Origin of the sequence: Psychrobacter sp. Choline-02u-9 (assembly GCF_002836505.1) — a bacterium.
GTDB lineage: Bacteria > Pseudomonadota > Gammaproteobacteria > Pseudomonadales > Moraxellaceae > Psychrobacter.
This window is the reverse complement of record NZ_PJBF01000041.1, coordinates 99,923-125,044: the sequence shown is the minus strand read 5'-3', so window position 1 is coordinate 125,044 and position 25,122 is coordinate 99,923. Positions and strand designations below refer to the sequence as shown.

At 42.8% G+C, this 25,122-nt stretch carries 21 protein-coding genes; 5 read left to right on the top strand and 16 right to left on the bottom strand.

Annotated features, from left to right (window positions below; genetic code table 11):
* Window positions 1-248: 248 nt before the first annotated feature.
* Together CXF69_RS03120 and CXF69_RS03115 are read right to left on the bottom strand one after the other, a co-directional pair.
* Entirely contained in the window at window positions 249-689 is a 441-nt protein-coding gene (locus CXF69_RS03120; protein WP_102077970.1) for an HIT family protein, read from the bottom strand.
* A 148-nt stretch (window positions 690-837) separates the two neighbouring features.
* A complete protein-coding gene (locus CXF69_RS03115; RefSeq protein WP_102077971.1) occupies window positions 838-1,851 on the bottom strand; it encodes a hypothetical protein in 1,014 nt (337 codons plus the stop codon).
* Between the two features lie 204 nt (window positions 1,852-2,055).
* On the opposite strand from CXF69_RS03115, the gene CXF69_RS03110 reads away from it, so the two are divergent.
* The 3 genes from CXF69_RS03110 (at window position 2,056) to CXF69_RS03100 (ending at window position 6,473) form a co-directional block, all read left to right on the top strand.
* The gene (locus CXF69_RS03110; RefSeq protein WP_102077972.1) at window positions 2,056-2,868 is read left to right on the top strand and encodes a hypothetical protein; all 813 of its coding nucleotides are present in this window, start codon (window positions 2,056-2,058) and stop codon (window positions 2,866-2,868) included.
* A gap of 220 nt (window positions 2,869-3,088) precedes the next feature.
* A complete protein-coding gene (gene ilvD / locus CXF69_RS03105; RefSeq protein WP_057759459.1) occupies window positions 3,089-4,975 on the top strand; it encodes a dihydroxy-acid dehydratase in 1,887 nt (628 codons plus the stop codon).
* A 250-nt stretch (window positions 4,976-5,225) separates the two neighbouring features.
* Window positions 5,226-6,473, top strand: coding sequence for a cation:proton antiporter (locus CXF69_RS03100; RefSeq protein WP_102077973.1), 1,248 nt, complete (start codon window positions 5,226-5,228; stop codon window positions 6,471-6,473).
* A 55-nt stretch (window positions 6,474-6,528) separates the two neighbouring features.
* Here the strand turns inward: CXF69_RS03100 and CXF69_RS03095 are convergent, their stop codons facing one another.
* From CXF69_RS03095 to CXF69_RS03080, 4 genes are all read right to left on the bottom strand, one after another.
* The gene (locus CXF69_RS03095; RefSeq protein ID WP_102077974.1) at window positions 6,529-7,953 is read right to left on the bottom strand and encodes a serine hydrolase domain-containing protein; all 1,425 of its coding nucleotides are present in this window, start codon (window positions 7,951-7,953) and stop codon (window positions 6,529-6,531) included.
* 278 nt (window positions 7,954-8,231) lie between these two features.
* Window positions 8,232-8,804, bottom strand: coding sequence for a protein tyrosine phosphatase family protein (locus CXF69_RS03090; protein WP_102077975.1), 573 nt, complete (start codon window positions 8,802-8,804; stop codon window positions 8,232-8,234).
* A gap of 58 nt (window positions 8,805-8,862) precedes the next feature.
* Window positions 8,863-9,777 carry a MaoC family dehydratase gene (locus tag CXF69_RS03085; protein ID WP_102077976.1) on the bottom strand — a complete coding sequence of 305 codons (915 nt, stop codon included), beginning with the start codon at window positions 9,775-9,777 and terminating at the stop codon, window positions 8,863-8,865.
* Window positions 9,778-10,100: 323 nt separating this feature from the next.
* The gene (locus CXF69_RS03080) at window positions 10,101-11,501 is read right to left on the bottom strand and encodes a 3-oxoacyl-ACP reductase (protein WP_102077977.1); all 1,401 of its coding nucleotides are present in this window, start codon (window positions 11,499-11,501) and stop codon (window positions 10,101-10,103) included.
* Window positions 11,502-12,049: 548 nt separating this feature from the next.
* Between CXF69_RS03080 and CXF69_RS03075 the strand changes: the two genes are divergently transcribed.
* Both CXF69_RS03075 and ppk2 read left to right on the top strand, forming a co-directional pair.
* Entirely contained in the window at window positions 12,050-13,564 is a 1,515-nt protein-coding gene (locus tag CXF69_RS03075; RefSeq protein ID WP_102083156.1) for an acetyl-CoA C-acetyltransferase, read from the top strand.
* Window positions 13,565-13,750: 186 nt separating this feature from the next.
* The gene (gene ppk2, locus CXF69_RS03070; RefSeq protein WP_228706735.1) at window positions 13,751-14,830 is read left to right on the top strand and encodes a polyphosphate kinase 2; all 1,080 of its coding nucleotides are present in this window, start codon (window positions 13,751-13,753) and stop codon (window positions 14,828-14,830) included.
* 144 nt (window positions 14,831-14,974) lie between these two features.
* Here ppk2 and CXF69_RS03065 read toward each other — a convergent pair whose 3' ends face one another.
* The 10 genes from CXF69_RS03065 to rsmG form a co-directional block, all read right to left on the bottom strand.
* Window positions 14,975-15,322, bottom strand: coding sequence for a PilZ domain-containing protein (locus CXF69_RS03065; RefSeq protein ID WP_102078574.1), 348 nt, complete (start codon window positions 15,320-15,322; stop codon window positions 14,975-14,977).
* A gap of 111 nt (window positions 15,323-15,433) precedes the next feature.
* A complete protein-coding gene (locus CXF69_RS03060) occupies window positions 15,434-16,564 on the bottom strand; it encodes a DNA polymerase III subunit delta' (RefSeq protein WP_102078573.1) in 1,131 nt (376 codons plus the stop codon).
* A gap of 104 nt (window positions 16,565-16,668) precedes the next feature.
* A complete protein-coding gene (gene kdsB / locus CXF69_RS03055) occupies window positions 16,669-17,487 on the bottom strand; it encodes a 3-deoxy-manno-octulosonate cytidylyltransferase (RefSeq protein ID WP_102078572.1) in 819 nt (272 codons plus the stop codon).
* Window positions 17,488-17,536: 49 nt separating this feature from the next.
* Window positions 17,537-18,667, bottom strand: coding sequence for a tetraacyldisaccharide 4'-kinase (gene lpxK / locus CXF69_RS03050; RefSeq protein ID WP_102078571.1), 1,131 nt, complete (start codon window positions 18,665-18,667; stop codon window positions 17,537-17,539).
* 66 nt (window positions 18,668-18,733) lie between these two features.
* Entirely contained in the window at window positions 18,734-20,521 is a 1,788-nt protein-coding gene (gene msbA, locus CXF69_RS03045; protein ID WP_102078570.1) for a lipid A export permease/ATP-binding protein MsbA, read from the bottom strand.
* A gap of 75 nt (window positions 20,522-20,596) precedes the next feature.
* Window positions 20,597-21,028: an ExbD/TolR family protein gene (locus CXF69_RS03040; protein WP_057759437.1), complete on the bottom strand. Its 432-nt coding sequence runs from the start codon at window positions 21,026-21,028 to the stop codon at window positions 20,597-20,599.
* A gap of 65 nt (window positions 21,029-21,093) precedes the next feature.
* Window positions 21,094-21,819, bottom strand: coding sequence for a MotA/TolQ/ExbB proton channel family protein (locus CXF69_RS03035; protein ID WP_102078569.1), 726 nt, complete (start codon window positions 21,817-21,819; stop codon window positions 21,094-21,096).
* Between the two features lie 85 nt (window positions 21,820-21,904).
* Entirely contained in the window at window positions 21,905-23,074 is a 1,170-nt protein-coding gene (locus tag CXF69_RS03030; RefSeq protein WP_102078568.1) for a ParB/RepB/Spo0J family partition protein, read from the bottom strand.
* Window positions 23,075-23,231: 157 nt separating this feature from the next.
* Entirely contained in the window at window positions 23,232-24,011 is a 780-nt protein-coding gene (locus tag CXF69_RS03025) for a ParA family protein (RefSeq protein ID WP_102078567.1), read from the bottom strand.
* A 238-nt stretch (window positions 24,012-24,249) separates the two neighbouring features.
* Window positions 24,250-24,966, bottom strand: a complete 717-nt coding sequence (gene rsmG / locus CXF69_RS03020; RefSeq protein WP_102078566.1) for a 16S rRNA (guanine(527)-N(7))-methyltransferase RsmG — start codon at window positions 24,964-24,966, stop codon at window positions 24,250-24,252.
* Window positions 24,967-25,122: the final 156 nt, after the last annotated feature.

The window sequence follows — 25,122 nt, the reverse complement described above, 5'->3', positions numbered from 1 at the left end:
GATTAGAAAATGTGTGTGAATGGTTATAATAATTATCACACTCTTTTCCAAAACCCTAGACAAGCGTTCAACTCGTAACATGACTTTAACGAATGTTACATGACTATTACCAAGAAAATAAAAAAGGCAGCTTGCTAGCTGCCTTTTGATTGTATATATATTTTTTAGTGATTTATAATCTTTGAATACTCGCTAATTCGTAAATACCAATATTTATTGTACCTAAACAGAAGCACTCTGTTTTCTAACTATGCATCAATCACTGCCGCCAACTTCTGCGCAATAGCTGCCAAATCACTATTATCTGCTTGGGTCACTGCATGACGACCCAATTCATGGATACTTGATGGAATGAGATGCACATGATAATGAAAGACCGTTTGACCTGCTTGTGAGCCATTCAACTGCATTTGGATAACGCCTTCACGCTCAAATACTTGGCGCTGAGCTTGCATGACTTTCTTAGACGTCATTAGCACCGCAGCAGCATATTCAGGCTCAAGATCCGCCAAATCAACGGCTTTCTGTTTTGGTATGACCAATACATGGCCTTCTGCTTGTGGCATGATATCCATAAAGGCCAGCGTTTTATCATCTTCATATACTTTGTGATATGGAATATCACCATCTAACATTTTGGCAAAAATATTATTGTCGTCATAAGCAGTCTTTTGATTTACTTCAGTCATTATTTTTTCCTTTAAGAGTTTTATTATTAGTTAATTAATAGCTCAATAGCTCAATAGCTATCCAAAATAGATAAAAGCATCTGTCATATAGTGGACGAAATATAACTTTAGTACAAGTCAGCAATGTGAGTTCAAAGCGAACGAACCTCTAATAACTGAACTTTTTTACACACTTAAAAAAATTATTTTTCCAAAAAACAAACCAGCCATAAAAAAATCGGATACTAAAAGCGATAAATATATATAAACCGTTGATATATAAATTACCAAACCATGCTTCTTGATCTATCAAACCTAACGTAAACCAAGTAGTTTTAGTTACAAAACCCAATGTACCAATCGCCATAAAAAATCCAAAAATAAGCGACCATGCACAACTACGTAAAAAAGACATAGCACTATGAATATTTCTAGGATCGATTTGCTGCATACCCAGCCATCTTAATGGCTTCCACAATACAATCGACAATGCCGCTAAGATAGGAACAAACATGACCACTCGAATAAAGTGGTAAAACATTGCCGCATCACCAAATGGAGAAGCCAAAAACGCCCACTCATCACCAAAAAGCTCCTGTAATACCGTGTCACTATGACCGCCATTGAACCATAAATTAAAAATCTGTCTGTCTTCACTAATTGGAGGCATCGATAGATTATTATGTACCCAGCCAATGCACATATTGACCCAGTCAGGCTGCCATACTAGGCTCAGATCTCTTATCCAGCAGCGGGTATACAATATATCGAAGAGTACGAATGCAAATAAAAATGCCAGTGATAGCGTTTCTAATCGGTTAGGTGGCAACTTGCCATTGCTAGTAATCTGCTTATGCACCTGCTCTCTTTGTTCAATATCTTCTATGCTGTCTAGCGTTTCATACACTTTGGCAGTGGCTTGAAACAGTTGACCATGACGCCCTTTTATCAAAAAATACCAAAATTTGGGGATGCTTAATGCGACACATAGGATTAAAAACCATACCGTATTAAATGCTAAATTCTGCATATCGTTGAATACTGGTATACGTATACCAATAGAAAACAAACCAACGAAAAACCAAAATAGGCATATGAGTAAATAAAAGAACAGATACTCTTCATAGAGACGATTTGATGTTATCCATTCTTGGATAGATTCGTTATCGGAGAACTTTTTCATTAATTCCTTTGCTTACATTTCCATCTAAATTATCGACTATATTTTAGATTATTTTAATAGACAAAATACGATTAATTTATAATAAGTCATTCAACTAAAGATATTATTTTATACGTATAAACTACCATCTCATCCCACTAATTTATTGGCGAGTCATACCTTTTAAATGTTATATTAGCCCTCTATTTTAACAACGCTATGTTTATGGATTTGCCTACTTTGCCAACCAATAGATCAGATAGCCTAGATAACGGCGACCCGTCTTCAACACTCAATGACAATGCCCAAATGTCTGGATCAAATGTCTCTGTGCCTGATAGTACTGGCTTAGAGCAACTTAGTACTGAGCCTGACAATAGTACTCAAACCATCGATCCAAGCGCTATCATATTAGCGGAAGCACTAACTGATAAAGCCATCAGCTGGCAGATGCACAATTGTAAAATTATAAAGAAGACTGTCACGCAAGATTTGCCACTGCCTTTTTTGTATCACTATGACAGTTTAGATGATGCGATCAAACAGACGCACCCGCTTACTCCTGAGCTACTGCTTCAATTCAATACACCCATGTCGGCTCATCAAGCTGCCAAATTAATTGGCATTGACGAGGAGCTGCTGACCAGTCCTTGGCATGTAAAAATTATTGGCTCGTTGGTCGTATTTAGTGAGGCATTGCAGTTGGCTGTACGGCTACACTGGACCAATACGGGTAAAGAGACGCAGCAGGTATATACCAAGGATGCTGCCGACGCTATTATTGCCGCTTTTAAAGACTGGCAGTTTTTTGGTCGTGTAGACGTCCTTTATAAAAACAATAAGCAGACATTAATTAGCGTTGACGAGCAAAACCCTAACACTCAAGCACTACCTGCCGAGTCACTGTTGACGATTGAAGCTAGTAGTGATTATCAACAGCTACTGGCTGCTCATGCGCTTGCAGCTATTGTGAAATTAGAAGCAGACAAAGCCGATCTTCCTTGGTTTGACAAAGCCATATTAGAACGTATCGAATAAATATTTTGAATAACTGTTTTTTTGCTCATCGCTTGTGATTATTAATTCGTTATTATTAATTCACTGTTATTAGCATATTGTTTTTAGTTATTCATATCTAATGGTATGGTAACGAATTAGTATTATTCACTAGTACTCACTCTCTATAAAAAGCACACTATCCCTATTAAAACTAAGGGTGCACATTTTAACAACCCCGCCTATTTGTAAGGAATATCACATGGATTATCGCTCAAAAACCTCTACCGGCGGTCGTAATATGGCAGGCGCGCGCGCATTATGGCGTGCAACCGGCATGACTGACGGCGACTTTGGCAAGCCAATCATTGCGATTGCTAACTCTTTTACCCAGTTTGTACCCGGCCATGTGCATCTAAAAGACCTTGGACAACTGGTCGCCCGTGAGATTGAGCAAGCAGGCGGCGTTGCAAAAGAGTTCAATACCATTGCGGTCGATGATGGTATTGCGATGGGCCATAGCGGTATGTTGTACTCGCTACCAAGCCGTGATTTGATCGCTGATTCTGTCGAATATATGGTCAATGCCCATTGTGCAGATGCGCTAGTTTGTATTTCTAACTGTGACAAAATCACTCCGGGTATGTTGATGGCCGCCATGCGCCTTAACATACCAGTGGTTTTTATCTCAGGTGGCCCAATGGAAGCGGGTAAAATCTTAGCCAGTACCGTTGGTAAGAGCCACAATACCGATAGTAGTGACAGCAGTGCTGTTCGCAAACTTGACCTTGTCGATGCGATGATGGACGCTGCTGATGATAGCATCAGTGATGAAGACGTCGCTGCTATCGAAGCCTCAGCCTGCCCTACTTGTGGCTCATGCTCTGGTATGTTTACAGCCAACTCGATGAACTGCTTGACCGAAGCTTTAGGCTTAGCCTTACCAGGTAATGGCTCACTACTAGCTACTCATTCATTGCGTCGCGAGCTATTTTTAGAAGCGGGTCGTACCATTGTGTCGCTTGCTAAGCGTCGTTATGAGCAAGATGATGACTCTGTGCTGCCACGCTCTATCGCTACCAAGGCTGCTTTTGAAAATGCCATGAGCTTAGACATCGCTATGGGTGGTTCAACCAATACTATCTTGCATCTACTTGCTGCGGCCAATGAAGCAGAGATCGATTTTAAGATGGCTGATATTGACCGTTTAAGTCGCGGTGTACCTTGTCTGGCAAAAGTAGCCCCTGCCTCACAGAAATACCATATGGAAGATGTGCATCGTGCTGGCGGTGTCTTTGCATTACTCGCTGAGCTTGATCGCGCTGAGTTATTAAAGACTGACGTGCCGACTATTCATAGCGCAACGATGAAAGAAGCAATCGACAAATGGGACATCATGAACCCTGATAATCATGAAGCTCGCGCACGCTTCCTTGCAGCACCTGGTGGCGTACGTACTACAGAGGCGTTTTCACAATCAAAAGAGTGGTCAAACCTCGACGTCAACCGTGAGTCAGGCTGTATCCGTAGTGCCAAACATGCCTACTCTACAGATGGCGGCTTAGCCGTACTATATGGCAATATCGCTGAGCGCGGCTGTGTGGTCAAAACCGCAGGCGTCGACGAAAGCATCTTGACCTTTACTGGTCGCGCGCGTCTATTTGAATCACAAGATGATGCGGTTGCTGCGGTATTGGCTGATCAAATCGTTGCAGGCGATGTCGTCATCATTCGCTACGAAGGCCCTAAAGGCGGCCCTGGTATGCAAGAGATGCTATACCCAACGACTTATCTGAAGTCAAAAGGATTGGGTAAAGAATGCGCCCTACTGACTGATGGTCGCTTCTCTGGTGGTACATCAGGCCTATCAATTGGTCATGCTAGCCCAGAAGCTGCTGAAGGTGGGGCGATTGGTTTGGTCGAAGAAGGCGATAGCATTCATATCGATATCCCCAATCGTACCATCAACATGCAAGTGAGCGATGCAGACTTAGCCGCTCGCCGAGAAGCTATGGAAGCGCGTGGTCGTGATGCATGGAAACCTGTCAACCGTGACCGTCATGTCTCGCCAGCATTACGTGCTTATGCGGCTATGACTACCAGTGCTGATACTGGTGCCGTACGTGATGTGAGTCAAGTCGAACGCTAGTCTATAAGCTATTCATGATACAAACATACTGATAAAAATATATTAAGCCTGCGCAATGCAGGCTTTTTTTTCACCAAAAAACAACGTAGCTGTCGTTTTGATAACTATTTTTTGCGGTAATTATTTTATTTTGACGTCATGATAAAGAGTATCAATGACTGACTATCAACCATTGCTGTGAATTGTCATCAATATCTAAAATTACCCTCTTAAAATCGACCCTTAAAACATAACGACGTGCGTAAACCTCATGATTGAAAAATATAACTTATTCTTATTAATCTGCGGGATTGCCTTTTTACTCGGGGCATTGTTTCCTGTTATTTTTAAGCGCACCTCTATCTCATTACCGATGCTCCAAGTCAGCTTCGGTCTGATGATGGGCTACTGGTGGACGTCTTTGTCCTTTTTAGACCCACTTGATAACGGGTTACTCATCGAAAAACTGACTGAGATTGTTGTATTGGTCTCATTGGTTGGTGCTGGCATTAAAATCGATACAGAGTTGTCTTGGCGATTGTGGCGACCAACTGTAAGACTGCTACTTATTACCATGCCTATTGGTATTTTTGCGATGGCAGTCTTGGGGTATTACGCGTTTGGTTTAAGCCTTGGTGCAGCTATTTTATTAGGTGCAGTGTTAGCACCTACTGATCCCGTGTTAGCTTCGAGCATTCAGGTGGGTCCTCCCAATACAGGAAGAGAAGACACACCGCGCTTTACCTTAACGTCAGAGGCCGGGTTGAACGATGGTCTGGCTTTTCCGTTTGTGTATCTAGCGATTAAGATTGCAGAAGCGTTCAGTGAAGGCAAAGCCTTTACTTACGAGATGCTATGGTCGTGGTTTACTCATGACGTCTTGTGGAAGATTGGCGCAGGTGTAGTGGTAGGTGTATTGGTTGGTAAATTATTGGCCAAAATCGTGTTTTCTAAACATACTCGCGAGACTACCATCTCGCAAGGCTATGTGGTTATTGCGTTGACACTACTAGCCTATGGTCTTGCCGAGTATGTACATAGTTATGGCTTTATCGCTGTATTCGTGGCCGCATTTGCGTTTCGTCGCTCGGAGTGTGAGCATACTTATCACCAAAAACTGCATGATTTCGCTGAGCAATCAGAAGGCTTACTAATGTCATTAGTGCTGGTTATCTTCGGCATGTTCCTCGGTCAAGGGTTACAGGCAGGCGTCGAGTTGACATGGCGCGTCTATATCGTCAGCTTTACCTTCTTACTACTCATACGTCCAATCGGTGGATTTATTGCCTTATCAGGATTGAACCTACCCCATACCGAGAAATACGCGATATCGGCTTTGGGTATTCGCGGTATTGGTACTCTATATTATCTGTCCTATGCGCTCAATCAAGGATTCTTCGCGGATGAAGATGCGCTTAAATTGTGGATTGTCTGTTCGATTGTTATTTTGACTTCTATTTTTATCCATGGTCTCAGCGCATCAAGACTGCTTAAAATGAAACCAAACAAGCAGCATTAAAATTAATGCTGCTTATATTTGAAACGGAATCAATTCGCGATTAAAAATAGCATTATTAAAACATCTCTTCTACCCAGCTCAAGACGGCTTCTGTCAGTGCAAACTGACGAACGTCATTGAGCATAGTGGTATCAAAATTATGAATAAAAGCAAATGACAGTTGGCGCTCAGGTTCGCACCAAGCAACCGATCCGTTATACCCCATATGCCCAAATCCTGATAATGCAGGACTCATTCTCTTATCCGTATCATCGTTGTTAGCATACAAACTAAATAATCTATGGTAGCCCAATCGCCATTTCATAGCTGCTGGCATAACCGCATCTAAACCCTCAACCTGCGGAGTAGATAACTGCTCAAAAGTAGCACTATCAATCAGCGTCTTTCCTTGCCATATACCGCCATTAGCGAGCATTGCGTAAATCGTTGCCAGTGCTTTAGCGGAAGCGACACCATTTGCCGCTGGAATGACCGCCTGTAATGTTTGACGGTTATGATAATCAAGGGCATGTTTGCCAGCAGGTATCAGCGCTGCCTTATAGTTTTTTAGATTAAGCTGAGTGGTATTGAAATATAAGCTATTAATACGTGCAGTATTTAATACATGTTGTACGTTATCAATATCAGAGCTATCTAGGCTGTCATATAGGCTACTTTGCGTCTCAGCTGCACGTTTGTCATTTAGCATTTTCTGTTGCCAGTAATGATAACTAGGTAAGCTTGCATAAGTACGTAAAGTTTCTTGAGAGTCTACTTTTAAGGTTGGTTTTTGACGTCTCGATTTTAATTGAGCACTCGTATCCTCTGATTCTTCAAAATCTTTGGCCAATTTTGCCACCTGATCTACTTTACTATCTGGCACACCAAAATAGCAGCTGTCGGCAATACCCAGAGGCTCCGTTAGATACTGGCGCAGTGCTTCGGCTAGCGACAAATGAGTAACCGCCTCTACTAAGCCGCCCAATACCCAGCCATAGACCAATGCACTATAAGCGCTGTCATATTTGGTCGCATCTTCGGGTGAGGTAATGGGCATCGCTGCAATGTGGCGCAGCATCGTATCCCAATTGAGTACTGTCTCACTATCGACATCGATACTTTGAATCGAAAACAAATCGGCTTGATGTGACATGACTTGTCGCAACGTAATTTGGTCTTTGCCGTTTGCAGCAAACTCTGGCCAATAATGGGCAATAGGTTTGTCATATTCAAGCAGCTGCTGTGAAACCAGCACATGAACCAACGTTGCCAATACCCCTTTACCGGTAGAAAAATTAATCGCTAACGTATCGGGCTGCCACGGCATATCAGGACGCGCCATACCTGTACTAGCTTGTGCTATACAATGACCTGCCTGATACACGGCCACAGCCCCGCCAGCAGGTGCATCATCAAGCTGTAAGTCTGTCAGTAATTGCTGTAATTTTTTTTGAAAGTCAGCGTTTATGGGTGTATTAGAATTTTCTGTATTATGATCCATTATTATTACCTTACTCCAGTGATATGAATTATTCTATTTTTAAAATGATAGCTATATGTAAGCTATAGTCAAAGAGGGCTAAAACGAATACAAGGTAGCCGATTACAGATTGCACAAGTAGTTCTTTGACTATATAAAATATTTGAACCAGTATAAATGAATTGTGAGCCAATAAAAAAGGCCACCTATTGGTCGCCTTTTTTATTATTTATTTCGATGATACTTTTAGAGTTTACTCACGTCTAAGACAGCACTAATATTCAATGCCACAAATCTAGTTAACGCGGCACTAGCAAACGGTTATGAACTTCTTGTTCAAGCTTGGTCAAACCATGACTGCGACCACGTTCCATAGCCGTATCCATCTTACGTCCACGCAACCATCCTGCCCGCAGCGCTATTGCAGCTCCTACTCTATTACCCGACCCACAGTGCATAGCGATTTTTTTGCCATGGTGCTGGCGCAATACATTATCAAATGCCAATATCTTAAGCTGCTTTAGCTCTTTAGCACCGTTGATAGGCAGCTGTTCGTAGTGCATACCTGCTTGCTCAACTGCTGATGCCTCATCAAAGCTTAACTCGTCATCAGGCTGCAAGTTGATGACCAGCTCGACGCCCGCTTTCGCTAAAGCCGCAACTTTTTCGTCATCTAATGCACCGCACACGATAGTGTTTGCATCTGGACGAAAATAAGGCTCAAAGATATCGGCCAAATCAACGCCATTATCGGCACTAACATGAATGTTAGCGCCGCTATCATTAGCGGCAACCGTATTAGTCGCTATCGAGCTATCTGTTTGATCTACGTCTATCGCGTTTTCTTCTGAAGGCAGGTTTTGTGAAGTCATAATAATAAATATGTACGTTAAATATGGCTGTTAAAATAGAAGCTTTATGATACTTACTCTACTTGCTGTCGCTCTTTAGGGTTACAACACCCGCCAAATGCGGTTTATTGTTTTTAGAGCTATACAATCCAAACTCACAAGTATCATCTACGTTTTTGAGCTGGGCTACTGGCTCAGCAATCAGCTCTACTTCAGCTGGCAGAAAGATAGGCAGCTTAAATGAAACGTCAGTTGTGTAAGCATCAGGCAAGTCACCCATTAGAGCAAGACACTTAGCCTTTGACCACATACCATGTGCAATCGCTTTAGGAAAACCAAACGCGCGTGCTGATAGTGGATGCAAATGAATCAAGTTAAAGTCACCTGAGACAAAAGCATAACGACGACCGATATCTTCTGGTACTTCAAAAATGCTATGAACACCTTCTTCGTTTACTTCAGGCTTGACCATGACCGGACGCGGCGCGCTCTTCTTATCTTTACTGCTAGGTTTCTTGCTACGTGATAAATAAGTCGACGTACCTTCCCAGATAACTTCATCTTCTGATTTTACGATAGTGACAAAGTCAAACTGCTGACCTTGGGCATGATCGCGTAGGTTATCAAAAGTGACCGACATTGCTACCGTTTCACGCTCTCCAATCGGGCGATACTGGGTGACGCTATTATCAACGTGAACAAGACCTAACATGGCAAATGGGAATGGCTCTTTGACCATCATGTTCATCTGCAGCGTCTGTGACAATACCGAGAAGTAAGTCGCTGGCACTTTACCATCATCAGCAAAACCGCAAATTTTGCGATAGTCATCTAGGTTTTCTTGATCGATATGCAAGTCATCTACATAGTAAGTAGATTGTGGCAACTGGTCTCTACTGACCTTGCCACCATTACCGATAGGCAATAAGCTTTTAACAATGTTGGCATAAGTGGTGTGCGCTTTTGGCAACGCATCATAATGTTTGTCTGACATAAGTACATCCTAAGTGTGGCTTGAACAAGTTCTTTAACGTATATAAAGACAATCTGCAATCATTGACTAAAGCCTACTATTAAATCATCTAATAAGCATTAAATTTAATCAACCTCATGAGTATTTTTAATAGCAAAAAATAGTTTGGCTATTGGTTCTTGTGTTTTTATCATAAAAAAGCCACCCTTGGGCAGCTTTATTACACTTTATCAGAGATTATTTCGTAAGCATATGTGATACAAACGAGAATAATAGCTTATATGATACAACTACTGTCTTTATCTGTACCTTATTTCTCACATATACCTGTCAATTAATCAACATTACGCACCAAGTAAGCTTTGACCACAGACGCGAACCGTATTGCCATTTAGACCGCCAGACGCAGGTGAAGCGAACCATGCGATAGTCTCAGCCACATCTACTGGCAGGCCGCCTTGGCTCATTGAGTTCATGCGGCGACCAGCTTCACGAATAGCAAATGGAATGGCTTCTGTCATTTGGGTTTCGATGAAACCAGGAGCGACTGCATTGATCGTCATGCCTTTAGCATTGTCTTCTAATTGCTTGGCAGTTGCGTTAACCAAACCAATTACCCCAGCTTTAGAAGTGGCATAGTTGGTCTGACCCATGTTGCCCGCGATACCTGAAATTGAAGACACACATACGATACGTGCGTTTTCTTTCAGTACGTCATTGTCCAACAAGTAGCGGTTCAATCTAGCGATACTGCCTAAGTTGATATCAATGACCATGTTCCATTTTTTCTCATCCATCTTAGCCAACGTCTTATCACGAGTCACGCCAGCATTATGGATGATTGAATCTAGACCACCACGTTTTTGAGCAGCGTCAGCGATTTCTGCACCAGCATCTTCACTAGTGATATCTACCGTCAAAGCAGAACCACTGATTTCGCTAGCAACTTTTTGTAAGTCAGCTTGCTGCTGTGGTACATCTAGACAGATAACATGAGCCCCTTCACGAGCCAACACACGAGCGATAGCTTCACCAATACCGCGACTTGCGCCAGTCACTAGCATCGTCTTGCCGCCCAAAGGCTGGTTCCAGTCAACATCGACTGAGCTGCCTTTACTGACACGTACTACTTGTCCTGATACATAAGCTGAACGAGCTGAAGTAAAAAAGCGTAAGGTTGAATCTAGGTTTTGCTCTGCGCCTTCTTCAACATAAATCAGCTGCGCTGTAATACCGCGCTTGAACTCTTTGCCCACTGACTTCACAAAACCTTCAAGCGAGCGTTGAGCCATTGCTGTTTCAATATCAGTGATGTTCTCTGGCGTACGACCAACCACAACCACACGGCCTGATTTTTCTACGCGGCGTGCAACTGTATGGAAAAACTCATAAAGCTCTTTTAGCTGTTCAGCATTGCTGATATTACTGGCATCAAAAAGCAGTACTTTGAATTGATCATCGCTGCCCGTGTTGGCTTTTGCCTCTACGCCTGCATCAGCAAGTGCGTCTTTGATGTCATCGCTGCTGTTTACATATACTTCGGCATGAACGTCTGACAGGATACGGGTCACAGACTCACTGACACTCTTGTCATCACCAGTAGCACGGCCAACCAATACACTACCACGCACCAAACGCTCGCCGCTTTCGAAACGATCAAGCGTCGTTGGCATCGGCAAACCTAAGTTTTTTGCTACTTTTTTGCCAATAGAAGATTGAACAAAATCACCATAACGGTCTGACATAATATAATCCTTATAATTAATGATTCGTATAATAATAAAAAATGCAATGAATCTATTATATAGAGACATTGACATCGTAATTATTTAAATTTAGTAAATCGCCTCAAAACTAGCCTAACTATACACTTCCCTTATAAACAAGTCCAAAAACAGATAATGTCTACAACAATCTGTAAACAAGTCAGTATACAAGCCAGTCGTTTTTAGCAGCGTTAAGCGCCACTATAACATGTTAAAATCCGACCTATAGGTTATGGCATACTTAATTATTGATAACAATATATTATCAAACGTACTGTTATGCAATGCTAATATTTCTTACTAGCCAGTCTATTAGAGCGATGCGTCATGGTCATGAATCTACTACCGACCTCATACAAGCGTCACATAGTTTGCTAAAGAGATACATTAAGTGAATAAAAACGCCTTATGATAAACAGCTGTACTGCGTAATAAATGATAATATTTGCTTGTATAAAATAACTTAACTATTTTTTATTATTACCTATCACTTTTTACTTCTACCCATACTTTTTAAGGATAATATTATGAGTAATAAAAACAATCATCCAGATAGCCCTGTTGTTGAAAGTACAGTTGTTAAAGCAACGGATACAAAATCAGATACAGCAAAAAAAGAAAACGCAGCAAAAAGCACCTCGACTAAAGATACTAGCGCTAAAGAAACTGCTAGCAAAAAAGCGGTCGATGAAAAAGTGGAAACCACTGCTGCTAAAAAACCTGCTCCAGCTAAAAAAGCCAGCGCGAGCAAACCAGCTTCACACCTAAACCGTGTTGCTATTTTAGGTGGTAACCGTATTCCATTCGCGCGCTCAAATGGATCATACGCTGATGTTAGCAACACAGATATGCTAACAGCTGCATTGGACGGTTTAGTTGAGCGTTATAACCTGCAAGGCGAAACAGTAGGTGAAGTGGTATCTGGCGCAGTTATGAAACTTAGCCGTGATATCAACCTTACTCGTGAAGCCACATTAAATACCGCGCTAAACCCACATACGCCAACTTATGATATCTCACAAGCTTGCGGTACTGGCTTACAAGCGACATTTGCTTCTGCTAACAAGATTGCACTTGGTCTGATCGATTCGGCAATCACTGGTGGTGTAGATACTACTTCTGACGCTCCTATCGCTGTCGGTGATGGCTTACGTAAAGTACTGATCAAACTTGGTGCAGCAAAAGACAATAAACAACGTCTAAAAGCGTTAATGGGTCTAAATCCAAAAGATTTAATCGATTCACCGCAAAACGGTGAGCCACGCACTGGCCTATCAATGGGCGATCATCAAGCGATTACCACGCTTGAGTGGAATATCAGCCGTGAAGCGCAGGATGAGCTTGCATTTAACAGCCATCAAAACCTAGCACGCGCTTATGACGAAGGTTTCTTTGACGACTTGATCACGCCATACAAAGGCCTAACTCGCGATAACAACTTACGTCCAGATACTACATTAGAAAAACTGGGTAAGTTAAAGCCAGTATTTGGTAGAAAAAATGCCAATCCAACGATGACAGCTGCCAACTCTACGCCGCTTACTGATGGTGCTTCTTGTGTACTATTGGGTACTGATGAGTGGGCAAAAGAGCACGGTCTAAAACCACTTGCTTATATCGTCCATCAAGAAACCGCAGCGGTAGATTTCATTGGTAAATCTGGTACTACAGAAGGCTTACTAATGGCACCAGCTTATGCGGTACCACGTATGCTTGAGCGCGCTGGTCTGACTCTACAAGACTTTGATTTTTACGAGATTCATGAAGCCTTTGCTTCACAAGTACTATCAACCTTAGCTGCTTGGGAAGATGAGAAATTCTGTGAAGAGCGCTTAGGCTTAGATGCCCCACTAGGTTCTATTGATCGTAGCAAGCTAAACGTAAATGGTTCATCATTAGCCGCAGGTCATCCATTTGCGGCAACTGGTGGTCGTATTCTAGCCACTGCTGCTAAATTATTGGATCAAAAAGGTTCGGGGCGTGCACTTATCTCTATCTGCGCAGCAGGTGGCCAAGGTGTGACTTGTATCCTAGAAAAATAAGCTTAGTCACTTTTAAGTGAAAAAGATACGCTGATTTATTGTTTTAATCAGTACATATCTATCAATAAAAAAATGCCCTTTAATTTATTTAAAGGGCATTTTTTATTGTCTGTACTTTGCTATGATAGAAACGACCTAGATAGTAGCCTCTTAAAAAAGCCGATACGCAAAACAAAGGTAATATTTATGGGTAAGACAAAAATTTTATTAAGAAAAATGAGGCAAGTCATTTTTGGCTCTGAAAAACTGGTGTTGACAGAACCGCTTGCAACCGCTGATTTTCGATCTCTAACGACTGATGAGGATGTAGATCGGTACAATCAGGAACAAGCCATTCTTACTGAACGCATCGAAAAAGATATTCTTGATGATGATTTACGTCGAAAAATGCACCAAGACTTAATCGATACATATGATGAAGAACTAGAAAATGAAATAGATGACTATGCACGTGACTTTCGTTTTAACGGACGTGAGATGAGCGAGCAAGAAAAACTGGATCGACGCACCTACTTTCAAGAGTTGGTACGACTACAGCGAGAACTGATAAAACTACAAGATTGGGTAGTTGATCGCGGTGAGCGTATCGTCGTTATCTTTGAAGGGCGGGATTCTGCTGGTAAAGGTGGCGCCATTAAACGCATTACCCAACGATTAAACCCACGCGTGTGCAGGGTAGCTGCCCTGCCGGCTCCCACTGAGCGCGAGCAAACGCAGTGGTACTTCCAACGTTACGTGGCCCACTTGCCTGCAGCAGGCGAAATCGTATTGTTTGACCGTAGTTGGTACAACCGCGGAGGCGTTGAGCGTGTTATGGGGTTTTGTACTGACGCGCAATATGAGGAATTTTTTCAATCAGTACCAGAATTTGAGCGTATGCTCGTACGCTCAGGCATTCGCTTAGTAAAATACTGGTTTTCTATCACTGATGATGAGCAACATGCACGATTTATGAGCCGAATATATGATCCGCTTAAGCAGTGGAAACTCTCACCAATGGACCTACAGTCGCGTCGACGCTGGGAAGATTACACCAAAGCAAAAGAGACCATGTTTGAGCGCACTCATATTCCTGAAGCACCTTGGTGGGTTGTCGAAGGCAATAATAAAAAACGTGCTAGGCTGAACTGTATTGCCCATTTGCTCGACCAAATCCCTTACAAAGAAGTGCCTCGTGACGAAATTGAGTTACCCAATCGCAAACGCGATGATGAGTACTACCGCGAACCTATTCCCGATGATATGTATGTACCGCCTCGTTATTAAGCCACTAGCACCTACTACTATAAAAATCTACAGAAACTTGATCTAAAAAAGCAGCCTTACTAAATAATAAGGCTGCTTTTTTTATATTTATAAGTTAAAAATCACAGCCAAACTTATTAAAGATACAGGTGTGATTTCTAGATACTACATAGTATAAGTCGATTGCAAGCTATCGATTTTTCCAGCTAGCAAACGCTCAACTTCATTCTTAATTCTTTGGCCAGAGACATCACTACCAATTTGCACAGCAAACCCTGCTGGGCGACTGCCTTGACTCTTAGAGTTAATCCAAACAACCTTACCATTCATTGGTAGGCGTTCACTGGAGTTGGGTAGCGTGATAGCAATAAACACTTCATCACCCAATTGCTGAGGTCTGTCAGACGGTACAAACAAAGCGCCATTACTGACAAATGATAAATAGCTGGCATATAACATTTCGATACTTTCATAATGACAGGTTAAAATCCCGCCACGTCCTGGCATTGCCATAGTCAGCTTCCTTTATCAACTGGGTTTAATATGTTTATATAAATAATTGATAGTATATAGTTAAGAATAATCACAAATTTTAGAACACAAATTAAATGCTCAAGCATGGCTCTATAAGCTTGCCAATTCTTGCATTAGCTTATCATAGGCAAATTTTTCTTGCACATTTTGTTGCAGCGCAATTTTGGTCTGCTGTACGCTGTTGGCAAATGCCTCTAACCCGCTATCAGTAGGCTGATAAGTCGCCAATATCGTTGATAGATTGACATCCTTTTGTAGTTCAACAAGGCCCAAACAGACACGGCGTATATCAAGGAGCATCAGCTCAGATAACTGTATAAACTCTTTAATATTAAGCTGACTTTGCCAATAATCACTCGCCGCCACACCACTACGTTTACCGCTACGTAGCGCCTGCCATGTGGTCAGCCATAGGCTGCGCTTGCTATACCATGGTGCTTGCGCTAAGGCGATAGCAGCTAATGGCGCACCGTTGGCCAGTTGTATCAACTGCTCAATCGCAGCGGTACCGACGGCTTCGCGGTTAATCGTGTGACCTAACGCCTGCGTCACGTAATCGACAGCAACAGTCGGCTCAATTGTCTGTAGTGCCAACTGTTGCACACGACTCTTAATCGTTGGCAATAGCTGAGCAGGCGTATCACTAATCAAAAGTAGATGCACCTGCGCTTGTGGTTCTTCCAATGTTTTAAGCAGCGCATTAGCAGCGGCCACCGTCATTTTTTCAGCGTGATCTAACACACAGATACGCATCCCTTGCCCCCCTTGATAAATAAAAGGCTGCAAAGCACGAATATCATCTACTTTGATTTTAAGAGCGCTATTGCTAGTAGCTTTAGCGCCTTTTTTATCTTTTGTGCTACTTGATTTTTCTTGAAGCGCATCGCTTTCGGCACTGATAGGCATACTAACGAGTGGTAATACTTGTAGGCTCGGATGAGTTCCCGACTTGAGCCATTGACAGCTCTCACACACTTCGCAAGCACCTAGTGGGTGTGTGCCACGCTCACGGCATAATAGCCAAGCGACCAATCGCCATACAAAGGCGCGTTTGCCCATACCTTGCATACCAGCAGCGAGCAATGCATGCGGCAAAGACTGCTGCTTAAGTACGCGCTCGGTCAACTGTAACCACAGTACTTTTTGCCATGGCAATAGTGGCGCAAAATACATACGGTCTGTGTTATCTAGTGCGTCCATATTTCCTGTTAAATTATTCATGGTTATGGCTCTATCACATTGATTAGGTACTTTAGGTATAGCCACGACAACGATACTTTAGCGTTGTATGAAGCTTAGAATCGCACGCAACTTTGCTTAGACTATTACTTATGATTATGAGAGTTTTGAAAGTTATTTAAGCTCATCGCGTTTAGACGGTCTAAATCTTCTTGTGTATCGACACCTGCTGGTAACTGACAGGCAGCTTCTGCGATGGCGATATGCTGACCATTTTCTAAAACACGTAATTGCTCTAAGCTTTCGAGTATCTCAAGTGGCGTTTGTGGCCAGTTTACGAACTGCTGTAATAGACTGACACGATAAGCGTATAAACCCAAATGACGATAGGCGTTCTTTGGTGGTTGCATCTGGTTATTATCAGCCAATACAACATCACGATCACAAGGAATCGGTGCGCGGCTAAAATAGAGCGCACGCTGTAAGTTATTAGCAGATTGGCTGACTACTTTTACTACCGATGGCCGCTGGAACGTATCATAGTCATCGATATGCTCACAGAGTGTGGCCATCACGCTATCCTCATCTGCTACCAAAAGCGCCTGTACTTGCTCCAAAAGCAATGGCGGTACAAGGGGCTCATCGCCTTGCATGTTCACCACAATATCATGCTCAGCCCAACCTTTGATAGCTGCTACCTCTGCCAAGCGATCCGTCCCTGAAGCATGCTCACTACTGGTCATAACCACATCAAAACCTGCATCGGTGCAAACTTTTGCAATTTGCTCATCATCAGTCGCTATACACATGTCATCAGCAAAACTTGCTGTCTGCGCTTTTTCTGCTACCCAAAGTATCATCGGCTTACCATGAATAGCTAGCAATGGCTTACCAGGTAAGCGCGTACTTTTAAAACGCGCAGGAATCACGATATGGGTTTTGGCGGGCGTGGTGGCGAACGACATGGCGTATTCCTATAAAAATTATACGGCGATTTAAAATATTAGCTGATATTTATAATGGGGCTGACGTGTTCATATCATGGTTGATACGAATCCCTAGTGCCTTTAGCTGCGCATCTAGATTATGGTAACTATTCTCAGATAATACAGCCGTCACTGGCAATACCCATAGTCTACTGACAAGTTTTACATACTCATCACTGAGTGCTTGTGTCGCTGTATAGTCCGCCAATAATGCGCTAATTTTCACTGCATCTTTACTGGTCACGATGATAGGATAATCACTATATTGTAAAAGCTCAGCCAAACTAAAATCATAGTGATCAGGGTAAGGATGCCCTATGACCTCAAAGCCAATAGATTCCAAGGTATCAAAAAATCGCTGTGGATAACCGATACCACTAACAGCATGGACGCGGTTATTATTAGTAGGCATCACACTATTTAGTTGTGCTGCGCTCGATGTGGGATCCCATAGGCGCTGTAACTCAGCTGGTTGCAAATGCATGGTTAAACGGTCAGCAGACTGTATCTTATTACCACTTCTAAAAGTCTGAGTTAAATGCGTACTTGGCTTTTCATGATAGATAACATTTGCACCCTCTAATCGTGACATCGGCTCACGCAAAAAACCCGTTGGTAATAGCTGCTTGTTACCAAACCCACGGGCAGCATCTACCACAATCCATTCGATATCACGCTGTAGTGCATAATGCTGCAAACCATCATCTGCAATAATCAATTGTAAATCAGGCTTTGCCTTTAATAAAGTGGCAATCGCTTGCTGACGATTGGGGCACACTGCCATAGCAGCGCCTGTCATATGAGCAATCAAACACGGCTCATCCCCGACTATATGAGGTAAGCTGGTAGCACTAACCAATGCAGGCATTTGACTCGTATCACCGCCATACCCGCGACTGATTACCCCTACTTCTATGCCTTTTTTCTGTAAGTAGTTGACCAGAGCAATAATCAGCGGCGTCTTACCACTACCGCCCACACTGATATTACCAATGACCATCACGGGAATAGGTGCTCGATAGCTTGATAATAGCCCAGCCTTATAAGCTTGACGACGCAAGAAGGTGATGAAACCGTATAACCAACTGACAGGCAGCAACAACCACAACCAAACAGCTTGACCTTGCCATGCACGGGTGATTGTCGTCTCAATACTCATTCATCAATGTCGCTTATCTTGTTGGTTCATGGCTGCATGAAAATTGGCTAAAAACTTGTGAACTGGCTACTCGAAATCTCGAGCATACATTTGCGCATAGTGGCCTTGCTGCTGCATTAGCTCATTATGCGTTCCTAACTCAACAATCTGACCGCCATCCATCACAGCAATACGATCCGCTGATTCGATAGTTGTCAATCGATGGGCAATGACCAATGTGGTACGGTCTTTCATCACATTATCGAGCGCTTGCTGGATATAATACTCAGACTCATTATCAAGCGCGCTAGTAGCTTCATCTAAAATTAGAATCGGTGCATCTTTTAATAGTGCACGCGCGATAGACAAGCGCTGACGCTGACCACCAGATAGTTGCAACCCTTCGGCACCAATTTCACTCTGATAACCGTTTGGCATTTTCATAATAAAGTCATGAGCGAAGGCATCTTTTGCTGCTCGCTCAACCTCAGCTTGAGTCTTATCAGCTAGGCCACCATAAGCAATATTATTGAATACAGTAGTATTAAACAATACTACCTGTTGGTTCACCATTGCAATCTGGGCACGCAAACTCTCTAACTTAATGTCTTCAATAGGCATACCGTCTAATGTGATTTGCCCTGAAGAGGTCTCTAGAGTACGTGTTAATAAATTGACTAATGACGACTTGCCCGCGCCACTTCGCCCTACTAATGCAACTGTCTCGCCTGCTTTTATATTCAAGGTAAAGTCACGTAGAGCCACCGTCGAATCTGGATATACCAAGCTGATATTGTCTAACGACATTTGCCCTGATAGCGCTTTACTGATTGTGCCTGTGTCTTCTTCTTCTGGCTCATCAAGTAGTGCAAAAATCGACTCACCAGCAGCCAGACCTTTTTGCAGCTTCTGATTAATATCAGTCAGCGAACGTACAGGCTTACTTAATAAACCTGCTGCTGCAATGTAGGAGATGAACTCACCTGCTGAAATATCATCTATTACTGCAGGTCGCAACGCAAGCCAGACGACAACGGCCATCGCAACCGCCATCAACAGCTGTACGGCTGGCGTATTAATACTATTGGTAACAACCACCTTCATACCTTGGCGTAGATTTTTCTTCGATGTCTTATCAAAACGTGCTGATTCGTATGATTGACCACCGTAATTTTTGACCACTTGATAGCCGCCGATGACTTCATTAGTAATGTGACTGACATTACCCATCGTCTCTTGGATACCTTTTGAGAGCTTAAGATAGCGCTTTGATGCAATGCGTACCAGCCATAGTATTGGTGGCAAGACAATAAACAAAATAAGCGTTAGACGCCAATTGCTATAGAACAAAAAACCGATCAATGCGACAACGGTCAAACCATCACGCAGCAAAGTCTTCATTGAGTCTGTACTGGCGGCCGTGACCTGTTCAACATCAAATATCAATTTCGATGAAATCGTACCGGCTGGATTGGCCAAATAAAACGAGCTAGGCAAGCGCAGTAATTTATTGAAAACTTCTACACGTAGCTCATAGACTAAGTTGCGTGAGACCAATGCAGAGTAATAGTTACCCAAAAAGCTACCCACCCCGCGCACAAAAAATAGCAATACAATCAATAGTGGAAATAACGTTTGTTTGCTTCGATCATTCTGATTGATAGCATCAGTAATATATTGCAGAAGCTTGGCAGTCCAAATCTCTGTCCCTGCATTAATCGCAAAACCTAAAGCTGTCAATAGCAATGCCCACCAGTAAGGCTTCAAATACCTTAATAAGCGTAATAATGTCTTACTCTTAGGAGTAACGGGCAATACTGCCGATGCATTTTTAGCAGAAGATTTTTTAGAGTCAGGTAAATAAGCTTGGCTCATAAAAGCCTCAATTTGGGTATCGTGGTATGAATGGGCTGTGTATCACACAGTTTTATGATGATAAGACTATATATGTTATTGCGGCAGCGTTTGGCCAAGTGGCACCACTGTACTGATGTTTAAATTCAAAAATCCGAGCTTTCCAGCGATATCCATCACTCGTACCACAGACTGATGGGTCGCATTGGCATCCGCTGCAATGACAAATAGCATATCGCGATTGCTGCCCGCCTCTTGCTGCAACATACTGGTCAGTTCAGCCTCATTGCTACTAGCAAGTGTAATACCGTTGACCAAATAGCTACCATCCTCTTGCACAGCTACTTCGATACTGTTGTTTTGTTCTGTCAGTGCAACACCTTCCGCTTCCGGAAGAATAATATTTAAACGACTAAAGTGATTGAATGAGGTAGCAAGTAATAAAAACACAATCAAAAACAGTAAACAATCAATCATCGGTGTTAGATTAATTTCAAGTGGTTCAACCGTTGGTTTTCTAAAACGCATATCAATCTCTTTAATTCAGCTACCATTTATAGGCTTAAGATTTCTATTCTTTAAAACCGCATTGACTACACTGCCGCTATGCTAGTCTTATCCGAATCCAACCCACCGAATGAACGTTCTTGCACAATACTATCTTCTATTGCCATACGGCCCGAAGATGTAGATGCCTGCGTACTAGCAAGCAAGTGATAATCATACAGCTCTTGAATCATGAGCCCTGCTTGAGTCTCAAACTGAGCATTAATATCAATGATACGGCGCTGAAAATAACGATAAGCAACCAACGCAGGGATAGCAACAATCATACCAGCAGCGGTAGTGATTAGTGCCTGTGATACGCCAGCAGCTAGCATCGTCGGGTCTTGCATGGCACCATCGGTAATCGCCAAGAACGAAGAGATGATCCCTAGTACCGTACCTAATAGACCAAGCAACGGCGCTATCGCACCGATAGTTCCTAACATATTGATGTTTTTTTCTAACTGATGAACCTGGACACTGGCACGATTTTGCATGTGCATCGTCATCGACTCTAGCCCATACTGGCGATATAGCAAACCCGTTGCCAAGATATCGCCAAGCGCCGTCTTTTCTTTTACATTCATCAATTGTGTGCGGCCAATATCACCATTTTCACGTAAACGAGTTATCAGCTGTTCGCGCAACCTGCTAGGAGCGACTTTGTTAAACTGTAACGTATGGCTACGTTCAATGATGATAACCAAAGCCAATATAGAACAGACCACGATAGGTGTCATTAGCCAGCCACCTGCTTTTACCAACTCCCACATATCTACTCTCTTCCGTATTTTTGCAAAAATAGTTGTTCAGAGGCGACTTAGCATTTGAATAGATACGGCTAACTCGCAAACATTATTAAGCTTGAGCTTCTATATGTTTAATCAACGCAGCTAATTGAGCTTGATTGTGGAAAAATATCTCAACACTACCTTGACCACCTTTTTTATGTTTTAGTTTGACTTCAGCACCAAGCATGTCTGTCAATCTTTGGGTCAAACGCTCTACATCACGAGATTGCGCTTGTTCAGCACGGTTGATCTTGGGCGCTGGCTGCAAGATTGATTTGACCAATTTTTCAGCCTCTCGCACGGTCATACCGCCATCAATAATCTTTTGCGCGATGATAGGTTGTTGTTCAGAGGACAATGCTAAAAGTGTACGAGCATGACCCATATCTAGCGCACTGTTGGCCAAATGATCTTTTACTGCATCATGTAGCTGATTTAAGCGAAGTAAATTCGATACTGTCGTACGCGCCTTGCCAACGACTTCAGCGATCATGGCATGACTCATACCAAACTCCGTATGAAAGCGCTGCAATGCTGCTGCCTGCTCAATTACTGATAAGTCTTCGCGCTGTATGTTTTCAATCAGTGCTAGTGCAATTGCCAACTCATCAGATAAAGCGCGCTCAATCGCAGGGATAACCGCCTTTCCTGCCATTTTTGCTGCGCGCCAGCGGCGTTCACCAGCGATAATTTCGTGAGTGACAAATGCTTCACTTTTATCTTCATTTGCCAATAGTGGGCGGATAACGATAGGCTGCATCACGCCATGCTGCTCAATAGAAGACGCCAACTCTGCAAGTGCTGTCTCACTCATATCACGACGAGGCTGGTACTTACCTGCTTGCAAGCGTGTGACATCAATCTGCACAAGGCTAATCTGGTCTTCGGTTGCGCTCGTATCTGTACTATTGCCACGCGATTTGTTGAGCGACGCCTTGCTGGCAGCACGAGGTGAACGTGGCGCGCGAGTGCCATTCTCACTAGCAGCATCGTTATCAGTAGTCTTCGCAGATGATTTTTTACTGGCTTTCGTCGGAGTGATATCAGGCGCTATATCCGTAGACACAGTATTTACAGGCGCATTAGTCTCTACAGGCACATTAATATCTGGCGCAGCATTTTCACGCGCCACCATGTCGTCTTGCAAGGCAGAGGCGGTAATTTGCTTTTCTTTTTTGATTGACCCTAATAAGGCATCTAAGCCCCGATTAGCAGCCAACCCTCTTTTCTTCGCCATGATTACCTATCCTCTAACGCTAAAATAAAAGCCAATTGATTACTGATGCGGCTTACTAAATACAATGTTAAGTGTTCTATACTTATGCTATTCATTTACTGTCTTGATCAATGACGCTTTTTATCTAAAAATTCTTTGTAAGAACTTTAGATAAAAACTAGCTACTTTGTTTCATCACTTCAGCGGCAAGCTTTTGATACGCGCGTGCACCTTTTGACCATCTCTCATACGCAATAACTGGTAAGCCGTGCGCAGGGGCTTCTGCCAAGCGAATATTTCTTGGAATATGGGTTTTGTACATAATATCGCCAAAATGCGCTTCTAGCTCAGTAGAGACATCACGGGCAAGCGTGTTACGCGCATCAAATAGCGTTCTAACCACACCGCGAATATATAGCTTAGGGTTCAACTCTGTTAAACGTTCAATGGTTTGTGATAAGTCAGCCAACCCTTCTAGTGCATAGTACTCACACTGCATAGGGATAATCACACTATCTGTAGCCACCAGCGCATTAATCGTCAGTAGATTCAAACTAGGCGCACAATCGATAATCACATAATCGTATGGCTGCTTTTGTGTAGATACCTGATCGTTAACCAATTCGGCCATCGCAGTTTTGAACAGCTCATGACTATCTGTCTTACTCATCAACGTAATGTCCATGCCAGCCAAATCGCGATTGGCACCGATGACATCGAACCCTGCAGGACTAGTAACAATTGCTTCAGACAACGCGACACCATCTAGCAAAACGTCCGCTATGGTAAGATCCAACTCGTTTTTGTCAACACCTGTACCACTGGTCGCATTACCTTGTGGGTCTAAGTCAATCAGCAGTACATGCTTGCGTTTAGCGGCCAAGCTGGCGGTCAAATTTACTGCCGTTGTGGTTTTACCCACACCGCCTTTTTGATTCGCAATTGCTATGATTTCCATACACTCACTCAATTTTATTAGGGTCTATTACTTTTGACTCGGTTGGTACGATTATTTTTGTTCAATCTTGTGCAGCGACACTCACTTAGTATTTAAAAATAAGCAATTCATGGTCTAAAATGCTCAGTTTGCGGTCGAGTATTTTAAATGCTTTTAAATACTATGTCATTTAGATACAGACGTAAACTGTGTTTCACAAAAAACAGTGCCTGTTTCATGACTGCGAAGTGTTTATGCCTTAGCTATCTTTAGCAGACATTTCAATTAAATGACGATTGTCATGCAAACTTGGCACCGTCAGCTTAATGGTTTTGATATGCCAATCACTATCGAGTGCTTGCAGCTCTTCCTCACTCGGCACCTTGCCTTTCATAGCACATAAGAAGCCGCCATTTGCCAATCTTGGCTGCGCTACTTCTACAAAATCTATCAAACTGGCAAACGCTCGTGATGTCACCACATCGTAGCTTGCTTCGTGCGCTTCAATCCGCGATGCGATCGGCTGCATATTACTCAAACCAAGCTCGCTGCTGATTTGCTTAATAAAGCGGACTTTCTTCTGATTGCTATCAAGAGCCGTACACTGGCGCTCAGGCTGACAAATGGCAATAATAACTGCTGGCAACCCTGCTCCCGTGCCGATATCTAGCAACGATCCAGCGGGTAAATGCGTTATAATAGACAGACAATCTATCACATGCTTGATCAGCGCTTCTTCTGGATCAGTAATGGCGGTCAGATTATACGCTTTATTCCATAGTAAAAGCTGGTCTAAGTACAATAATAACGTGCGCTGCTGCGTTTCACTTAGCGACAGACCCAGCTCATTTATCGCTTGCGCCAGGATATTGACCAGCTTTGGCAATTGCGAACCAAGCTTTACGAAACCAGTCGGATCAATATTGATATTACCCATGCTAGCAGACGATGAAGAGTTTTTAGCGGAAGCTGACATACAACGAGTTATCCAGTTTTGACTTGTGAACCGTTTATTTTATCATGCAGTCTGCCCATTGAATAGTTGCAGATTGCGCCAATGTGGGACATCTTATACTATCTACGCTGATCATGAGGCATTATTCTGCTTTGATTGCCTCCAATTCGCTGATTA